This window comes from Robbsia andropogonis (genome assembly GCF_034047095.1).
GTDB classification, from domain to species: Bacteria; Pseudomonadota; Gammaproteobacteria; order Burkholderiales; family Burkholderiaceae; genus Robbsia; species Robbsia andropogonis.
The window spans coordinates 284,162-301,925 of the sequence record NZ_CP139170.1; the positions used below are offsets into that span (position 1 = coordinate 284,162).

At 58.0% G+C, this 17,764-nt stretch carries 13 protein-coding genes; 10 read left to right on the forward strand and 3 right to left on the reverse strand.

Annotation, left to right across the window (positions count from 1 at the left end; genetic code table 11):
• The first annotated feature begins 634 nt into the window (after positions 1–634).
• Positions 635–1,792: a branched-chain amino acid ABC transporter substrate-binding protein gene (locus SJQ66_RS14815; RefSeq protein WP_024903626.1), complete on the forward strand. Its 1,158-nt coding sequence runs from the start codon at positions 635–637 to the stop codon at positions 1,790–1,792.
• A 182-nt stretch (positions 1,793–1,974) separates the two neighbouring features.
• On the opposite strand, the gene SJQ66_RS14820 is transcribed toward SJQ66_RS14815, so the two are convergent.
• Positions 1,975–2,349, reverse strand: a complete 375-nt coding sequence (locus tag SJQ66_RS14820; protein ID WP_024903625.1) for an ElaB/YgaM/YqjD family protein — start codon at positions 2,347–2,349, stop codon at positions 1,975–1,977.
• Positions 2,350–2,810: 461 nt separating this feature from the next.
• Here SJQ66_RS14820 and SJQ66_RS14825 point away from each other — a divergent pair, with 461 nt between their 5' ends.
• Positions 2,811–3,128 carry an H-NS histone family protein gene (locus SJQ66_RS14825; protein ID WP_320534951.1) on the forward strand — a complete coding sequence of 106 codons (318 nt, stop codon included), beginning with the start codon at positions 2,811–2,813 and terminating at the stop codon, positions 3,126–3,128.
• A 712-nt stretch (positions 3,129–3,840) separates the two neighbouring features.
• Here SJQ66_RS14825 and SJQ66_RS14830 read toward each other — a convergent pair.
• Complete coding sequence (locus SJQ66_RS14830) at positions 3,841–5,343, reverse strand: mannose-1-phosphate guanylyltransferase/mannose-6-phosphate isomerase (RefSeq protein ID WP_024903624.1); 1,503 nt, start codon at positions 5,341–5,343, stop codon at positions 3,841–3,843.
• A 121-nt stretch (positions 5,344–5,464) separates the two neighbouring features.
• Here SJQ66_RS14830 and SJQ66_RS14835 point away from each other — a divergent pair, with 121 nt between their 5' ends.
• Positions 5,465–5,746, forward strand: a complete 282-nt coding sequence (locus tag SJQ66_RS14835; protein ID WP_157685037.1) for a hypothetical protein — start codon at positions 5,465–5,467, stop codon at positions 5,744–5,746.
• Positions 5,747–6,304: 558 nt separating this feature from the next.
• Here the strand turns inward: SJQ66_RS14835 and SJQ66_RS14840 are convergent.
• Positions 6,305–6,634: a hypothetical protein gene (locus SJQ66_RS14840; protein WP_024903623.1), complete on the reverse strand. Its 330-nt coding sequence runs from the start codon at positions 6,632–6,634 to the stop codon at positions 6,305–6,307.
• A 110-nt stretch (positions 6,635–6,744) separates the two neighbouring features.
• Between SJQ66_RS14840 and SJQ66_RS14845 the strand changes: the two genes are divergently transcribed.
• The 7 genes from SJQ66_RS14845 to SJQ66_RS14875 all read left to right on the forward strand — a co-directional run bounded on the left by SJQ66_RS14845 (position 6,745) and on the right by SJQ66_RS14875 (position 17,756).
• Positions 6,745–7,380, forward strand: a complete 636-nt coding sequence (locus SJQ66_RS14845) for a hypothetical protein (protein WP_024903622.1) — start codon at positions 6,745–6,747, stop codon at positions 7,378–7,380.
• Between the two features lie 60 nt (positions 7,381–7,440).
• Positions 7,441–10,599, forward strand: a complete 3,159-nt coding sequence (locus SJQ66_RS14850) for a YjbH domain-containing protein (RefSeq protein ID WP_162199035.1) — start codon at positions 7,441–7,443, stop codon at positions 10,597–10,599.
• Positions 10,600–10,698: 99 nt separating this feature from the next.
• Positions 10,699–12,144: an undecaprenyl-phosphate glucose phosphotransferase gene (locus SJQ66_RS14855; protein ID WP_024903620.1), complete on the forward strand. Its 1,446-nt coding sequence runs from the start codon at positions 10,699–10,701 to the stop codon at positions 12,142–12,144.
• Between the two features lie 146 nt (positions 12,145–12,290).
• A complete protein-coding gene (locus tag SJQ66_RS14860; protein ID WP_320534952.1) occupies positions 12,291–13,712 on the forward strand; it encodes a UDP-glucose dehydrogenase family protein in 1,422 nt (473 codons plus the stop codon).
• Between the two features lie 18 nt (positions 13,713–13,730).
• Positions 13,731–14,171, forward strand: a complete 441-nt coding sequence (locus SJQ66_RS14865) for a low molecular weight protein-tyrosine-phosphatase (protein ID WP_024903618.1) — start codon at positions 13,731–13,733, stop codon at positions 14,169–14,171.
• Positions 14,165–15,352 (forward strand): polysaccharide biosynthesis/export family protein, encoded by a 1,188-nt coding sequence (locus tag SJQ66_RS14870; protein WP_024903617.1) that lies wholly within the window; start codon positions 14,165–14,167, stop codon positions 15,350–15,352. Before SJQ66_RS14865 ends, SJQ66_RS14870 begins: the two co-directional genes overlap by 7 nt.
• Positions 15,353–15,521: 169 nt before the next feature.
• The gene (locus SJQ66_RS14875) at positions 15,522–17,756 is read left to right on the forward strand and encodes a polysaccharide biosynthesis tyrosine autokinase (RefSeq protein ID WP_051504423.1); all 2,235 of its coding nucleotides are present in this window, start codon (positions 15,522–15,524) and stop codon (positions 17,754–17,756) included.
• Positions 17,757–17,764: the final 8 nt, after the last annotated feature.

Consider the following 17,764-nt stretch of genomic DNA (forward strand, 5'->3'; position numbering starts at 1 on the left):
GCTCGCGGCCCGGCAAATCGCCGAATGGGGCGCGCAGGCGAGAAATCCTCCGCTACTGTCGCAAGTGCTGTCGACCGGACGTGCCACCACACCGCTTACTATCAGAGCCTGGTATCTGATATCTGGCGGATGGTCGTCCGTCACGCCATGCACGCGCAAAGCGTACGTGCCGTTTTCCGGTGCGGCCCGTAAGCATATTTTAGAAATATATCAGCGCATTTACTTTAAGCGCATCCACCATTCCTGCCGCTCGGGCGGGATTACCTCGACCAATGGTGGCCGCGTTTATCGCCCGGTGACGCAAGAAGATGTGTATACAGGCGACTGTATTGCCGAAATGCTTCTTCATCAAAGTTGAAAACGTCGGTTTGCCATCATTTATGAGATAACATCCGGGAGCTGAGCGATTCGCCATGTGGACGGGTCGGCAGTGGCGCTCGCACTCGACGGAGTGTGCTGACATATTTCTGAGAGAAATTCAAATAGAGTTTTTCTTCAGAACAAATATTGGTGGCAACTTTTTTTGTAACGGTACACTCTCGCACGGTCTTAGATGCTGCTTAGGACCTTAACAGCCTCACGCTCAATCATTCGGCGCTGACTTTGCTTGAACCGGAAACCGGAGACGTTTTAAATGAGTAATGTGTCTTTTAAATTGCTGCCCCTCGCCGCCGCAACGCTGGCTTTTGCGGCTAGCGCCGGTGTGGCGAACGCCGATGAAATCGTTAAGATTGGTCACGTCGCGCCGCTGACAGGCGGTATCGCGCACTTGGGCAAAGACAATGAGAACGGTGCTCGCCTCGCGATCGAAGAGATCAATAAGAAGGGCCTGACGATTGGTGGCCAGAAGATCACGCTGCAATTGGACGCACAAGACGACGCGGGTGACCCGCGTCAAGCCACGCAAGTGGCCCAGAAGCTGGTGGACGACAAGGTCGTCGCCGTGGTGGGCCACTTGAACTCCGGCACGACAATCCCGGCCTCGAAGATCTATAGCGACGCCGGTATCGTCCAGATCTCGCCGTCAGCAACGAATCCGACCTACACGCGCCAAGGCTTCAAGACAGCCTATCGTGTAGTGGCAACGGATGCCGAGCAAGGCCCGGCGCTGGCAACGTACGCCGGGACCACGTTGAAGGCCAAGAGCGTGGCAATCGTCGATGACGCAACGGCATATGGCCAAGGTCTGGCGGACGAGTTCGAAAAGAAGTCCAAGGCATTGGGTATCAAGGTGCTGTCGCACGACGCCACGAATGACAAGGCTGTAGACTTCCGCGCCATTCTGACGAAGATCAAGTCAGAACGTCCGGACGTGATCATGTTCGGCGGCATGGATGCTACCGGCGGCCCGTTCGCCAAGCAAGCACGCCAATTGGCTATCCGCTCGAAAATCCTCGCCGGCGACGGCGTGTGTACGGAGCAGCTGTCGCAACTGGCGGGCGATGCGACCGACAACGTGATCTGCTCGGAAGCCGGCATGTCTTTGGAAAAGATGCCTGGCGGTGCGGATTTCGCGAAGCGCTATCAAGCCCGCTTCGGCCAGCCGATCCAGATCTACGCGCCGTTCACGTATGACGCGGTGTACGTAATCGTAGACGCGATGAAGCGCGCCAACTCGGTCGACAAGGCGAAGATCCTGGCGGCCATGCCCGCGACGGATTACACCGGCGTATTGGGTCGTATCCAGTTCACGAAGAACGGGGACGTGCAAAACCCGGTGATCTCGCTGTACGACTACAAGGCTGGCAAGAAGACGCTGCTCGACAGCGTGTCGATGAAGGCGCCGTCCTAATACCGCGTCAGATTGGCTGCCCGCTCGCTGATCCCGGGCGGTCACTGCACTGAGCTTGCTGGAAGGTACGGAAGGTAGTGTGTGCCTTCTTTGTCCGACCCGGCGTGCCGCCGCTGCCAAGCAGCACACCCAAAAAACATCGCGAAGCTACGCGATGTTTTTTTTCGCCGGCGAAATAGTGCCTAGCCGCGGCCGATGATCACGCCAAGCAGGAATGCGATCCCTGCTGCTGCGCCAATGGTTTCCCATGGCCGGCCCCGAACGAAGTCGTCTGTGGTCTCTGCCGCCGCTTGCAACTTTTGGCGAATCGTATATTGCGCGTCGTCGTAGGTTGCTCTGGCGTCAGCCAGACGTGCTTCCAAACGCGATCGCAGTGCGCCGACGTCGTCATCCTTGCCTTCCTTCAGGGCGGATTCCAGGTCTTTTAGTAGCGCGCGAATATCGGACCCGGCCGCATCGCCAGCCGCGGCAACCTGCCGGCTAAACCGACGGCCCGTTTTGGCACCTTCCGATGCGGCATCTGCTAGTGCATCTGTGGTCTTGTCGAATGCATTCATTGTGTTGCTCCTTTTATCGTCCGTTGTCGTCGTACAAGGGCAGCGATCTTTTACCTTACCAAATTTGGCGAGACCCGGTATGAACCCGTTCGACCTTCCTGGCGGTGACGTGAACTATCAGGTAGGCAGGAGATTTTTCAAATGAGGTTGGCGTAACGCGATTTCCTTCGGAAGCAATTATTACTGATTATCTATACTGGCAATACAGGCATTTGATGCCATGACGTAGTAAAATACATGAACATTTGCGGTGATTTTAAGGTGGTTCGCGAAAGAACGTTTACATAATTGAAACGAAGCGATAAATGACTTCTTATCGAAAGGAACATTCTCATGTAGTATTCGAGTGCGTTTCAGTTTCAGATCATGCAATCCAAAAATTGGTCATCTACATCATGTGATTATTGATGAGAAAGGTGGTGCGCATGGCAACGAATGAGCGTTCGTAAAAGGAGAGTGCGATGGCGCAAGAAGCCGACAATACATTGGGTGCATTGACCGCCCAGCGGGACGAGTTGGATCGTTTAATCAATGAGATGAAAGAGCGCGACAGGGCGGGTGCTCTGGAGACCGTACTCAAGAAGATTGCGCTTTTTCAGCTTACCGCGGCCGATCTCGGATTTGGCGGAAAGCCAGGCCGCCAGCCTAAACAGCAAGCAACACGTGCAAGCGTTGCGCCGAAATACCGCGATCCGGAAACCGGCGCAACCTGGTCCGGCCGTGGAAAACCGCCAAAGTGGATCGCATTTATAGAAGATCGCACACGATTCTTGATCTGATCCAGGCATTACACCGCGCGATCACGTACCGCGTGGTGAGATGGGCCCCAGGCCGCCTGCCGGGCGCCATGGGGCGGTCCGGTATTGGGCATGGCATTCACTGGTAATACGGTAGCGGACGCCAATTTGCACCGGATGCCGATTGATTTTTCCACGTGATTTGCCGTATCGCCGTTGTGTAATTTTTTGGGCGCGTGATGCGTATCATTTCATTTTAGGACGATAAATCCACTAAGATGTACCTAAATGAATGCCAGCGCGTCCTCGCATGCCTATAAAACGACGACGAATCAAATCATTTGCTGTCGAGTGAACGTCTGATTAAGCCATAATGGCGCGCAAGCGTTTAAAAAATCGGCCGAAATCTGATTGTTGTTTCGTCATATGTTAATTACTGCATGTCATTGCATCAAACGTTCTCTTTAATAAGACGAATTTTGAAATTCGGTACCCGATCTCTGGGTATGTCGACATTAATACACTGTTCGGGGTTAATGCGCACAAAGATGCGTTAGAGTGTATCTGGATGAAATAGATGTAACTCTGCGGCGCCGTCCCTGGGTAGGGGCGAGATGTAGTGAAATGCGCCTCGCCTCACGCTTTATTTCGGCGTTGCCGGCGTGAGGGCGTGGGCACCAACGTGGAGAGGCTACCACGTGAACGGGGAGGGAGTTTCTATTAGTGAGAAAAAGCTCCCTTTTTTCAGCGCTGCTCAGGCACGGCCGTAGGTGTCATCGAAGCGAACGATATCGTCCTCGCCCAAATACGAGCCGGATTGCACTTCGATGATTTCGAGCGGCACGCGGCCTGGATTGGCCAAGCGGTGCTTGTAACCCAGCGGAATGTAGGTGGATTGATTTTCCGATAGCAACATCACATTGTCACCACATGTTACTTCCGCCGTGCCGCTTACAACAATCCAATGTTCGGCGCGATGGTAGTGCATCTGCAGTGACAACTTCGCCCCTGGGTTGACCACGATCCGCTTGACCTGAAAGCGTCCGCCCATGTCGATCGAATCATAATAACCCCACGGGCGATGAACCTTGCGATGGTTTTGCGCTTCCGGATCGCCGTTGCTTTTCAACTGATTGACGATCGATTTGACGTGCTGCACATGCTGCTTGTCCGCAACCAGGATGGCGTCCGGCGTTTCGACCACGATCGTGTCGGTCAGGCCGACGCAGGCAATCAGGCGTCCATCGGAATGAGCAAAAGTGGACGTCGTGCCCTCGAACATCACGCGACCCCGGGCGACGTTGCCGTTCGTGTCCTTTTCCGATATGTCCCAGACCGCGTCCCAGGAACCAACGTCAGACCATCCGGCGTTCAACGGCACGACCACCGCCTTGATATCAGTCAGGCCGCTATCGTCGCCTAGCCGTTCCATCACTGCGTAATCGATCGAATCCGTCGGACACGCCGTAAAGGCGGTTTTATTCAAGCGATAGAAGTCGCCATCGTCCTTGCCGCGTGCGAACGCGTCCGACACCGCTGCATGAATTTCCGGCTGATAGGCGGCAATCGCGCGCAGCCATGTGGAGGCACGAACAATAAAGATGCCGCTGTTCCACCAATATTCACCGGAGGCCAGGTACTGCTCGGCCAATTCACGGTGTGGCTTTTCGACAAAGCGTTCGAGCGCATGGCCGCCGTGCTCGCCGACGTTCGCGCCGGCCTTGATGTAGCCATAGCCCGTTTCCGCACGATTCGGCACGATGCCCAGCGCCACTACTGCTCCTTCCTGTGCGTATACCGCTGCACGGGCAACCGCTTTTTCAAATGCGTCCTGGTCCGCCACGGCATGATCCGCCGGCATCACAACCATGACCGGATCATTGTTATCGGTCGTCGCGGCAAGCGCCGCAACGGTCAATGCGGGGGCCGTATTGCGCCCGATGGGTTCGAGGATGATGCGCGCCGCGCGACCGTTCGCCCGAAGTTGTTCCGCGGTCAGAAACCGATGATCCTCTCCGCACACCAGCAATGTCTCGGCTGCGACGCGATTTGTCGTGCGAAGACCGTCGATCCGGCCCAATGTCGATTCGAGCAGCGACTGCTCTCCTAACAAACCGATCAATTGCTTCGGGTAATGCTCGCGCGACAGGGGCCATAAGCGCGACCCGGAACCGCCAGCGAGGATGACCTGCTGAATGCTGGTCGTATCCCCGACAGCCGGAGCGGTCACGGAGACGGAATCGATAATCTGGTTCATGAATGCTCCAAAGCCGTTGCGCCGCCGAACACCATACGGTGCGGATCGTGCCCGCACCGGTCCCGATGATCCGGCGCGCATGCGGGCGAGGCGGCAAATAATGTATTAGACGCGACCCATCATGCTATCAGATGGATATTGTCGCGGCTGGGGAAGAAAACAACTTTTACGAATTGGTCATCCGGGCGCGCATCGCTCTTTATTTTTGGTTGGCGACCAACTGCGTGTCGATTGGGTATTTCAATGCTATCACCGTGATCATTATGGCAGCGATATTGGCACCATGACCATTGTCTTGTCAGAGGATTCCTACGTTAGCGATGTCTGCCATTTAATGACGCATGCGCCGGTTTCGGTTGTTTGCGCGGGGCAGGCGTACGCGTTCACCCAGAGCATGCTTTAATGTTTTAGCGTCATGTCGCGATGGCAGGACCCGGCACCGTATGTTCGACGCTTAGCCCATTGTCCGGCGCGGCTTTCGAACCAGGGCGATGACGTTGCCAGCCTTCGGTCCGGTGATGTATGGCGAGGGATGTGGGCGATATTCGACAGATGCCAAGGCCGGTATTTGGATGAAATGGGATACGGTGTGACGCGTACGTATGACAGGGTGATGTCGACTTTCAATATGGGGCATCGAAACGGCGCACGTACTGGTCTCGCGGATTTCAAAATGGCGTGCGATATTGAATGGTAAAAACGGTCAATCGAGGGCGAGGTAATAATCGGAAAGTGGGATTTCGAAACGTCTGGATACAAGCTGGGTGTTGAGACGACGATTTTTCGCCACTAGAATGTGTTCGGTCCTCACGCTGCGCGGCAACGATTGCCGCTGATGTTGCCGATCGCAGACCGTCTTTCGGTCATGTCGGGGTAGCAGGCAGCGGTAACGAGGCCTGAGCAACGTTGTGAGCGGTCAGTTGGACCGAACGGCGTTGTCTATCGACGCGACGGTAGCGCATTACGCCGTCGTGACATGACTGAACCGCGATGTGCCGCCAAGCGCGCCGTTTTCCAGCGGTATCGATTCCGTATGCTGTCCGTAGCGAGATGCCGGCGAGCTGACTTGGCGTTGCGGCAGCCCGGCTTTTGCCGAGTAGAAGGGGCGTGCGGGGTAAGGATCACGTTTTGTCTGCACTGCAAATCGCATGAAGACAAGGTTGTCTCCTTCATGCTCGGGTATGGCGGCAATACGTCCGCATCGCATGCCTTGACCGTCCGGTATCGCGAGGAGGGCATGCCGTGCGAGGCGAAATCGCCGCGTCGGTTTGAAAGTTTTTTGAGATGTCATGGGCTCCTCGCGTTGTCTGCGTGGGAGCCTTTGTTATCAGTGCATGCGGCACATCGTGCGTGGGCAGGGAGCTCGCGCAGCAGGATTCTCGGGGCGTTGAAAAACAAGCTATGCAGATTGCGCGTCTTCTCGTTTGTGCGACCGTGTTGTTGGGTGCCTGTTCGGCGCCGGTGACCGCTGTCTCGGATTACATCAAGTTCAAGCGCAGTTCTTCGCAGGCCTCGGTGGCGCGTACGCCCTTGACCAAAGGGTATGCCTACCTGCTGGTGACGGTGCAGGGCAAGTCGTTCCTGATGGCGCGCGGTGCGCAGGAGTCGGCGCCGGGCGGTACGGTGGATGTGTGGTACAGCGGTGCGGGCGAAGTGTTGCGTTTGCAGAATGGCCGTGTATTGGCGGCAAGTGGGACGCCGGTGGAATGGACCGACGTGCGGCTTTCCGCGCAGCCCGACTGGCAGTCGATAGGCGCGGACGCAACGCTGCAGCGCCGGCGGGATGAGTCGCCCGGTTATCACTTCGGCTTGATGGACCAGTTGACGGTTACGCCCATTGCTGCACCACATCGTAGCGGCTTCTACGGTGTGCCGGACCCGTCGCTGCATTGGTTCCGTGAAACATCGTCGGGAGAAAACGCGTTGCCCGCGTCGCGCTATGCGGTGCGTTTTGATGGACAAACCAGCGAAGTGGTTTATGGGGAGCAGTGTCTGTCGAGGAGCCTGTGCTTCTCCTGGCAGCGCTGGCCGAATTGAACATAAGGGCAAGCGTCGATGCATAAATGGGGGGCGCGGGGAGCGCATGGAGCACGTGGCGTGCGACGTACACGTGGCCAAAGCGCACGGTATCTATTGTCGTGTCTGTTGCTTTGCGGTGTGCCGATGCGGGCATGGTCGCAAGTATCGGCGACGATTGATCAGTCCACATATCTGGGTGATTGGCTCGTGCAACGTCATATTGAAGAGGCGGGGTTGGACAGCAATGGCGCGGGCGGTTCCGCACCGGCGCCGCTGTACACGCACGCCCTGATTTGGACGCGTCCGCTAGACCGATTGATCCAGGAGGCGCGCTGGCGCGCGTTGCTCACGCAGATTCGTTATCGTCCCGGCACGCGTCGCATCAAGGCAGCTACCCGTGACGGCCTGTACGCGCGATTGTCCGGCATGCAGCCTACCGGCCGACTGCCGGTGCCTTCCGGCGATGGCCGCTGGCTGCAAGTCAATCCGCCGCTCGACCCGATGCTGTCGCCGGGTGACACGGTGACGATTCCGTTACGGCCCGATACTGTTAGCGTGATCCTGGAAAATGGTGACGTTTGCACGGTGCCCTATCACCCGGATTCGGAAGCCAGCTACTACATACGTGCCTGCACGCCGCGAATCCGCGCCGAAATCGCCTGGGTAGCCCAGCCTGACGGGACCGTTGCAAAGGCCGGCATCGCGATCTGGAACGAACAAAAACAAGTTACCGTCGCGCCCGGTGCGTGGATCTGGGCACCCAGCCGCCGTAGTGGCTGGCCCGAAAGCGTGTCTGACAAGATTGCTGAATTCCTCGCGACACAGCCGCCGTCCGGCATACGTACGCCTGCCGCCGCCACGTCGTCGACAGTAGACCCGGTCATTGGCTCGGAGAACGCGACGGCGCTGAACGGCGCATCGATCCAGGCGGATACGGTGAATTCGGCGAGTGGCAATGACCGCCGTACGGCGCCCGTGGCGGTGACGACGGTTGCTCAGAATGCGGTGCCCAAAGCCGATAACGCGCGTGCCGCTGCTCCGATGACGTCGTCTGAGGCGTCCGTCACGGCGAATAGCATGGCGTTGAAGCAGTCGGCGACGCCGGACGAACTGATCAAGCCAAACGTCAGCGCAGCGAATCTGGCGGCGGCTAGCCGATGGGCCGACGACCGCGGGACCGACCTGCAAATCACCGCCAATGATTGGGGCAGCGAAGGGTTGTTGCAGACACCGTCCGCACGGATGGGACGTGCCGGTGAAGCGTCGATCAGTTTCACCGAAGTGAATCCGTATCAGCGTGTAAATGTGATGCTGCACCCCCTCGACTGGTTCGAATTCGGGTTCCGCTACACCAGCATCATGAATCACTTGTACGGCGCGGAGGCTTTGAGCGGAGACCAGTCATACAAGGACAAATCGATCGATGTGAAGGTCCGGCTGTGGAAGGAATCCGCGTATATCCCGGAATTTTCCGTCGGGGCGATGGATATTGGGGGTACCGGCCTTTTCTCTGGTGAGTATCTGGTGGCCAGCAAGCGTACTGGTGGTTTTGACTGGTCGCTGGGACTCGGGTGGGGCTATATCGGCGGACGCGGCAACCTGAGCAATCCATTGTCGATATTCAGCAGTAAATTCAACACCCGTCCGGATGGGTCCGGTTCGGGTTCATCGGAAGCGGGTGGTCTCGGTGACTCATTCTTCCGTGGCCGTACCTCTTTGTTCGGTGGCGTTCAGTACCAGCTGTCGAGCATTCCGTTGGTGTTGAAGCTGGAGTACGACGGCAATGACTATAAGCAGGAACCGTTCGGATATAACGCACACGCCAAACTGCCGATCAATGTTGGTTTTACGTATCGCTTGAATCGCAACCTCGACTTAAGCGCGGGTTTCGAGCGCGGCAATCGTTTGATGTTCGGCGCGACGCTACACGGCAACCTGTCGAACCTTGGTACCCGCAAGCTGAGCGAGGTGCCGTCGCTGCCGGTGCAGCCACAACGCCCGGCCGCCGATGCGCCACCGCCGGATTGGAAAAAGACCGCGGCGGACGTCCAGGCCCAGACCGGTTGGAAAGTGCTGGATATCCAGTCGCATGGTCATGTACTCGTCATTGTATTCGACAGTCCGCAGGCCTTCTATCGCCGCCGTTTGCTGGATCAGATCTCGGCGGTGCTGCATCGCGATGCGCCGGCCGATATCGATACGTTCCGGATCGTTACCGTTGTGCACGGACAGACGATGCGCTCCTACACAGTCCGTCGTACGGCATGGGTGCAAAGCAAGACACAGGCGGTGCCGGTCACGGATCAGACGCCGGTGATTCTCGAAGGCGCGCCGCCACCGAACGCGCAGGTGGACGAAGGCCCAACGCTTTACAAGGCCCCGATCCAGCGCTTCTATTACGCGTTCGGTCCGGGCTATTCCCAATCCCTGGGCGGTCCGAATGGCTTTGTGTTGTACAGCATTTCCGCGACGATGAATGCGGCCTTCCGGCTGCGATCGGACACGTGGATCGCGGGCGGGCTCAGCTACCGCCTGTTCGACAACTATTCGAACTTCACGTATGACGCACCCAGTTCGCTGCCACGGGTCCGCACGTATGCGCGGGAGTACATGACGACGTCCCGGTTGACGATCCCCTACCTGCAGATGACGCATGTCGGCAAGTTGACGGCGAACCAGTACTACAGCGTCTATGGCGGCCTGCTGGAGCCGATGTATGCGGGGGTCGGCGCCGAATGGCTCTATCGTCCGTCGAATAGCCCGTTGGCGGTGGGCGTGGACGTCAATGAGGTCAGGCAGCGCGCATTCAATCAGGACTTCAGCATGCGCGATTACAAAGCTTTCACCGGTCATCTGACGGCTTATTGGGATACAGGTTGGCACGACGTGCTAGTCAAGGCCAGCGTCGGCCAGTACTTGGCGAAGGATAAAGGCGTGACGCTGGATGTATCGCGACGCTTCCGTAATGGTGTGTTGATGGGCGCCTATGCAACAAAGACGAACGTCTCATCGGCGCAATTTGGAGAAGGTAGTTTTGACAAGGGTATTTATGTGCAAATCCCGTTCGATGCATTGCTCAGTCGATCGACCGGTGGTGTGGCGAACCTGAATTGGGAACCGCTGACACGGGATGGTGGTGCGAAGCTTGATCGACAGTTCCAGTTGTATGACCTGACGGATGAGCGGAGTCCGAAGAGCCTTTGGTATCAACCCGGCGTGGATGCCAATGGCCGGTGATGGTGGTCCGGCGACGGTGCGGGCGGCAATGCGATCCATCGGGAACGACATTCACGTCTGCGTTGGATTGCTCTTAGCCCCTGGGAGGAGAAAGAAAAGATGCTTCCATTAATGGCCAGGCTGATCGATATACTCGTTGTCGCGTTGAGCGGCATCGGGACGCATTTCGTTTTTGGTGGGGGGGCGCACCACCGGTGGTCGGACGTCGACTACTTCATGGTGGTCTTCAACAGTTTGGGCGTGGTACTGCTGTTTCCTGGGCTGAATATTTATCAGTCCTGGCGCGGCAAGCAAATAGGCGAGTTGCTGGTTCGCGTTATCTGTGCGTGGCTTGTAGTGATGGTGTTTGCCCTTGCAGTGGTCTTCGGCCTGCAACGGACGCATTCGCTATCCCGGGAATGGGTGGGCGCGTGGGTAGTGACGTGCGGCATCCTGCTTGTGCTGTCGAAGTCCTTCTTCTATGCGTTACTGAAGAACATCCGGCGCCAGGGCTTGAACCAGCGTGCGGTGGTAATCGTCGGTTCGGGCGGTTATTGCCGGGCTGTGTTGTCGCGCATTCGCACAGCGCCGCAGGCAGGCTTCCGCGCGGTGTGTGTGCTGGAGGAAGATCCCTCACGCGATATCTATAGTGCGGAGTTCACGCCGATCGATGCCACATATGCGACCGTGCCGGAGGCATTGCAACCACCGCAACAGATCGCGGGCGTGCCGGTGCTGTCGAGCTTCGACGAACTGGTGCGCATGGTGCGGCAGCGTCGGGTGCACGAAATCTGGCTGGCATTGCCGCTTTCGGAGGAGCGCAACATCATGCGGTACATGCGAGAGTTTCGGAATGACTTCGTCAATATCCGATTCATCCCCGATGTCCGCAGTCTCAGCTTGTTCAATCATTCGATCATCGATCTGCTTGGTCTGCCTGCCATCAACCTGACCGGCAATGAAGTGGCGGAACTACAGGTCTTGCCGAAGCTGGTCTTCGACCGCCTTTTCGCCGCGGTAGTGCTGTTGATGCTGTCGCCGCTGCTGATTTCGATTGCTATTGCAGTCAAGGTATCGTCGCGTGGGCCGGTTTTCTTCAAGCAGTGGCGCAAGGGCGTTGACGGGCGTGAGTTCGAAATATATAAGTTCCGTTCGATGAAGGTGCATACCGAGGCGGCCGGGGTCATCACGCAGGCGAAAAAGGTGGACCCTCGGATTACGAAGGTGGGCGCGTTCCTGCGTCGAACGAGCCTGGACGAACTGCCGCAGTTCATCAATGTGCTGCGCGGCGAAATGTCCGTGGTGGGGCCGCGCCCGCATGCGATCGCCCATGACGATCTCTATAAGGACCAGGTGGATGGATATATGTACCGGTATCGGATCAAACCCGGTATTACGGGGTGGGCGCAGGTCAACGGCTTTCGCGGTGAAACGGATCGCGTGGAGAAGATGGAGGCACGTGTCAAATTCGACCTGTACTATATTCAGCACTGGAGCTTTTGGTTCGATATGAAGATTGTCCTGCTGACAATCGTCAAGGGCTTTATCGGCAGCAACGCGTACTGATGTAGAACGGAGGGTCGTTGTCTTTCATGGCGCACCCTGAAAGCGTTCAACGGCCCATCCGGGTGACGTTGGCGAAGCGCCTTGCTGCCTGTGCAGCTTCGTCGAATGCACTTGCCTGATAACCGCAACACGATAGATAAAACATTATGAAAATCACCATTATTGGCACTGGTTACGTAGGCTTGGTCACGGGCGCCTGCCTGGCGGAGATCGGCAATGACGTCTTCTGCCTTGACGTGGACCCGCGCAAGATCGCGATCCTGAACGATGGTGGTGTCCCGATCCATGAGCCGGGACTGAAGGAAATCATCGCGCGCAATCGTGCCGCGGGTCGTCTGCAGTTCTCAACCGATGTCGCGGCGAGCGTGGCACATGGTGACGTGCAGTTCATCGCGGTAGGTACGCCGCCGGATGAAGATGGCTCGGCGGATTTGAAATATGTGCTGGCCGCGGCCAAGAAGATCGGCGAACACATGGAAGGCTTCAAGGTCATCGTCGACAAGTCGACGGTGCCGGTGGGCACCGCAAGCCGGGTGGCCGATACCATTCGGGCGGCATTGGCCGCGCGCGGTGTCGACAGCGAAGGCGGCAAATACGGCTTTTCCGTTGTTTCGAATCCTGAGTTCCTGAAGGAAGGCGCTGCGGTGGAGGACTTCATGCGTCCCGACCGGATCGTGCTGGGCGTCGACGATGACGCAACGGGCGAGCGCGCGCGAGAAATGATGAAGAACCTGTATGCGCCGTTCAATCGAAACCACGAACGCACCCGTTATATGGATGTGCGTTCCGCGGAGTTCACGAAGTATGCAGCGAACGCGATGTTGGCCACGCGCATTTCTTTCATGAACGAAATGGCGAACCTGGCGGATAGAGTCGGTGCGGACATCGAGGCGGTTCGTCGTGGAATCGGTTCTGATCCGCGTATCGGTTATAGCTTTCTGTATGCGGGTACCGGATACGGCGGCTCGTGTTTTCCGAAGGATGTGCAGGCGCTGATTCGCACCGGTTCCGAATACGGACATGATCTGAAGATCCTGAACGCGGTGGAGTCCGTCAACAACGCGCAAAAGAGCGTGCTGGTGGACAAGGTGACCAAACACTTCGGCGAGGACTTGGGCGGCAGGACGTTCGCGGTCTGGGGCTTGGCATTCAAGCCGAACACCGATGACATGCGCGAGGCGCCAAGCCGCCCGCTGGTGGCCGAGCTGCTGTCGCGTGGCGCGAAGGTGAAAGCGTATGATCCGGTCGCGCAGACAGAAGCCAAACGCGTGTTCGCGCTTGATTTCGAAGGCAATGCCGATGCGCAGGCCCGCCTCGAATTCGTGGATGCGCAATACGATGCGACCGAAGGCGCCGACGCGTTAATCATTGTTACAGAGTGGACCGCATTCAAAAGTCCGGACTTTGGTAAGCTGATCAAGCAACTGCACGCGCGCGCGATTTTCGACGGACGCAATTTATACGAGCCGGCGTCAATGGCGGAACTGGGCTTTCGCTATGAAGCGATCGGACGCCCTTTCATACCGGCATCTGGTGTGAAGGGTCAGTCCTCGCCAAAGACGGCCTGAACTTCAGACGATCCGACGATGTTTAATAAGATACTGATCGTTTGCCATGCGAACATTTGCCGAAGCCCCATGGCGGAGGCGCTCTTTCAAGCGAGCGAGCAGGTCCGGACGCGAGGGATCGTCGTGCATTCGGCGGGGCTGCATGCCCGTGATGGCCAGGAGGCCGATCACGTGGTGGCCCGCTTGCTCGCCGAGCGAGACATCGATGTGAGCGCGCACCGCTCACGCCGCATTACCACGGAAATGGTGCAGGACGCCCAATTGGTGCTCGTGATGGAAGAGCGGCAGATTCGGGAAGTGTCAGATCTGGACCCCTCCTCCCGTGGGAAGGTGCACTTGCTGGGCAAGTGGCTCAACGTTGAAATCTACGACCCGTACAGACAAGCAGAGTCGGTATATCGCGGCAGTGCCGAACTTGTGGAGCAGTCAGTCGAAAACTGGATCAAAAAAATATGCTAAGTCGCGCAGTGCTTATTTCTTGTCTCGGAATGGCTACGTTAGGTGGCTGCATGTGGGCGCCAGGTAGCTACCTGGACACGTCCAGCATGACGAAGGCGAACGTCGTCAACACGGAAGACGAGTCCTATCTGGTGCAGCCCATCACTCCTGAAGTGGTATTGCGGCAAGGACTGGCACAGAAACAGGCGGCAAAGGCCGCTGATGCGACGTTGGGTGTTCCCGTCGGCGTGCCCAAGCATTACGAATATAAAATCGAGCCACAGGACATTCTGGCGGTCACGGTCTGGGATCACCCTGAATTGTCGATGTCCGGCGGTAGCTCGCTGGGTTCGACGATGAGCAGTCCGACCGGGGGCACGAGCTTGGCGACACCGTTCTCGCAAACGGCGAGTGGCGGCATGCAGAACGATCCGACCGGCTATACCGTGCAGCCGAACGGCACGATCTTCTTCCCTTACGCGGGCACGGTGATGGTAGGTGACAAGACCACCGACCAGGTACAGAGAGCGCTGGAAGGCGCGCTGTCGCGCTATATCAATCATCCGCAGGTGACTGTCCGCATTCTGGCGTACCGCAGCCAGCAAGTGCAGTTGACAGGCCAGTTCAAGGCCAACGGCACGCTGCCGATCACTGACCGTCCATTGACGTTGGCCGACGCCATCGCGCGTTCCGGCGGTGCCAGCGACACGGGCGACTTGCAACGCGTGCGGTTGATTCGTGACGGCAAGACGACGATCATCAACGCCTATGCACTGCTCGACAAGGGCGATGTGTCCCAGAACGTGCTGTTGCAAGGCGGTGATGTATTGAACGTGCCGGACCAGATCGACAGTCGCGTCTTCGTGCTTGGTGAAGTCATCAAACCGACAACGCTGTATATGAACAAAGGACGCCTGACATTGGCCGACGCCGTCACCGGCGCTCAGGGCGTGGACAATACCGCGGCCAACGTGCGCGAGGTGTTCGTGTTCCGCGGCGGCCGGGACAACCCGACCGAGCCGCAGATCTACCAGTTGGACATGACGCAGCCGGGTTCGTTGTTGCTGGCGTCGCAGTTCCAGATGGATCCGCTGGACGTTGTCTATGTGGGCACGGCGAAGGGCGTACGTTTCAACCGCGTCTTGAGTCTCGTGACGCCGACCTTGTCGTCACTGTTCTACCTGAAGCAGTTGTCGAAGTAATGTCTGGCAGACTGGCACCAGTGGTTTCGGTGCCGGTTCCGTGGCACTACTTTGCGTAATGCCCATATCATGCCTCGCGCATTTTCTTGCCACCGGCTGGAGAATGCGCGCTTCGGGGCCCGTTGCAATGCAGGACGGGCGGAATGTTGAATCGACCGGCAGAGAGAATTTGAATACCCCAGCTAATAATGTCGGGCCGACGGCCCAGGGTGGCGAGCAGGAGGGTCTCGTACTAGGAGACCTGATCCGTCTGTTCATCGAGCAGATTTGGTGGATCGTTGGCATCACCGTCGTTGTCGTCGTCGCGGCCTTGGTCTATGTCGAGATCGCCACGCCGATCTATTCGGTGGACGCCCTGGTGCAGGTCGAGCAACCGGACAACACCTCGTCGCCGCTCGCGCAGCAAGCCAATGCCCTGAGCAGCCTGTCCGGCACGACGCTGCCGACGGCGGCCGAGATACAGGTGATCGAGAGCCGTGACGTGCTCGGGCCGGTCGTGCATCAGTTCAAGATGCAATTCGGCGTTGAACCAAAGACGTTCCCGGTGCTCGGCTCGCTGGCGCACCTGCTTGGCGGGAAAGGCCATCTGTCGCGTCCCTGGTTCGGCCTGAAAGGGTATGCCTGGGGCGGTGAGAGTGTCGACATCGATGACATCACGGTGCCGCAGCAGCTGGAGAACGTGCCGCTGTTGCTGACGGTGGGTGAGAACGATACGTATGAACTGCGGGACCCGAATGGCAATCTGTTGCTGAAAGGCGCGGTCGGTCAGACGGCGCATGGCAATGGCGTAACGATGTTGATCAAGCAACTGGTTGCGAATCCGGGTTGCCGTTTCACCGTGACGCGCCAGAACGAACTGGAAACGATCGAGGGATTTGGTGCCGGTGTGGCGGTTGCGGAGCAAGGCAAGCAAACCGGCGTCATTCAGATTTCGATGACCGGTGCCAGTCCGGACCGTATCACGGCACTGACGAACGCCGTGGCGGACTCGTACCTGAAGCAGCACATACAGCGCAAGCAGGAAGATGCCAGCCTGATGCTGAACTTCCTGAACGAAGAACTGCCGGGCCGCAAGGCAGAGCTGCAGGCGGCCGAGCAGCGGTTGAGCGCCTTCCAGCAAAAGTCGGGTACGTTCAAGCCGTCCGAGGAAGCGAATGTCTACTTGCAGGGGGCGATCGACTATGAACGCCAGATCGACACGCTGAAGTTGCAGGAAGCCGACCTGTTGCAGCGCTACACGCGCGAACATCCGGTCGTAAAGTCGATCGAGGAACAGATCGCGCAGATCACCGCGGCACGCGACAAGTTCCAGGAACGCTTCAAGAGCATGCCGATCGATGAGGCCAATGCATTGAGCCTGCAACGGGATGCGAAGGTTTCAGAAGACATTTATGTGCTGCTGTTGAACCGCGTTCAGGAATTGCAGATCCAGCGCGCGGGTACGACGGGGAATGTGCGGATACTGGATCGCGCCATGCCTCCGGCAACGCCGATCAAACCGAAGAAGGGGATGATTGTTGCCGCATCGGTGTTCCTCGGGATCATTCTGGGGGCCTTGTTCGTATTCGGTCGCAAGCAGATGTCTAGCGGTATCGAGGATCCGGATGTCATCGAACGGTCGATGGGATTGCCGGTCATGGGTGCAGTGCCCCTGAACGCGGTGCAGGTGCGCTGGGACGAGAGCTACAAGCGCGCTCGCGACGGCCGCCGCGCGATTCTGGCGAAGTCGCTGCCGAAGGATCCGTCGGTGGAATCGTTGCGCAGCTTCCGCACCTCGTTGCAGTTCGCGCTCGCCGATGCGCCGAACAACTTGCTGGCGATGTCGGGTCCCGTGCCGGGTACCGGCAAGAGCTTTGTCTCGGTCAACATCGCAACGCTACTTGCCGAAGCCGGCAAGCGCGTGCTGCTGGTGGACGCCGACATGCGCCGTGGTCATTTGAACGAGTACTTCAATCAGCCTCGCTTCCCAGGTTTGTCCGAAGCGTTGACAGGGACGCTGCCGGTCGAGCAGGTCGTGAACCAGACGGATATCGCCGGCCTGAGCACGATCTGGACAGGTGCGATTCCGGACAACCCTGCCGAGTTGCTGATGTCGCCGGAAACGCGCAATGTTTTTGAGACGTTGAGCAACGCATACGATATCGTCATTATCGACACGCCACCGGTGCTGGCGGTGACCGATGCCACGATCATCGGCAGCTTTGCCGGCAGTTCCTTCCTCGTGTTCCGCCATGGCATGCATGCCGAGCGCGAGGTGTCCGGTTCCATCAAGAAGCTGACGCAGTCCGGTGGCCGTGTCGTGGGCGCCATCTTCAATGCGATCCCGAGCCGCGTTGCAAAGTACGGCAAGTACGGCGGCGGCAATTACCACTACGTCTATCAGTACGATAGCGAATCGCATTGAGTGCGCCG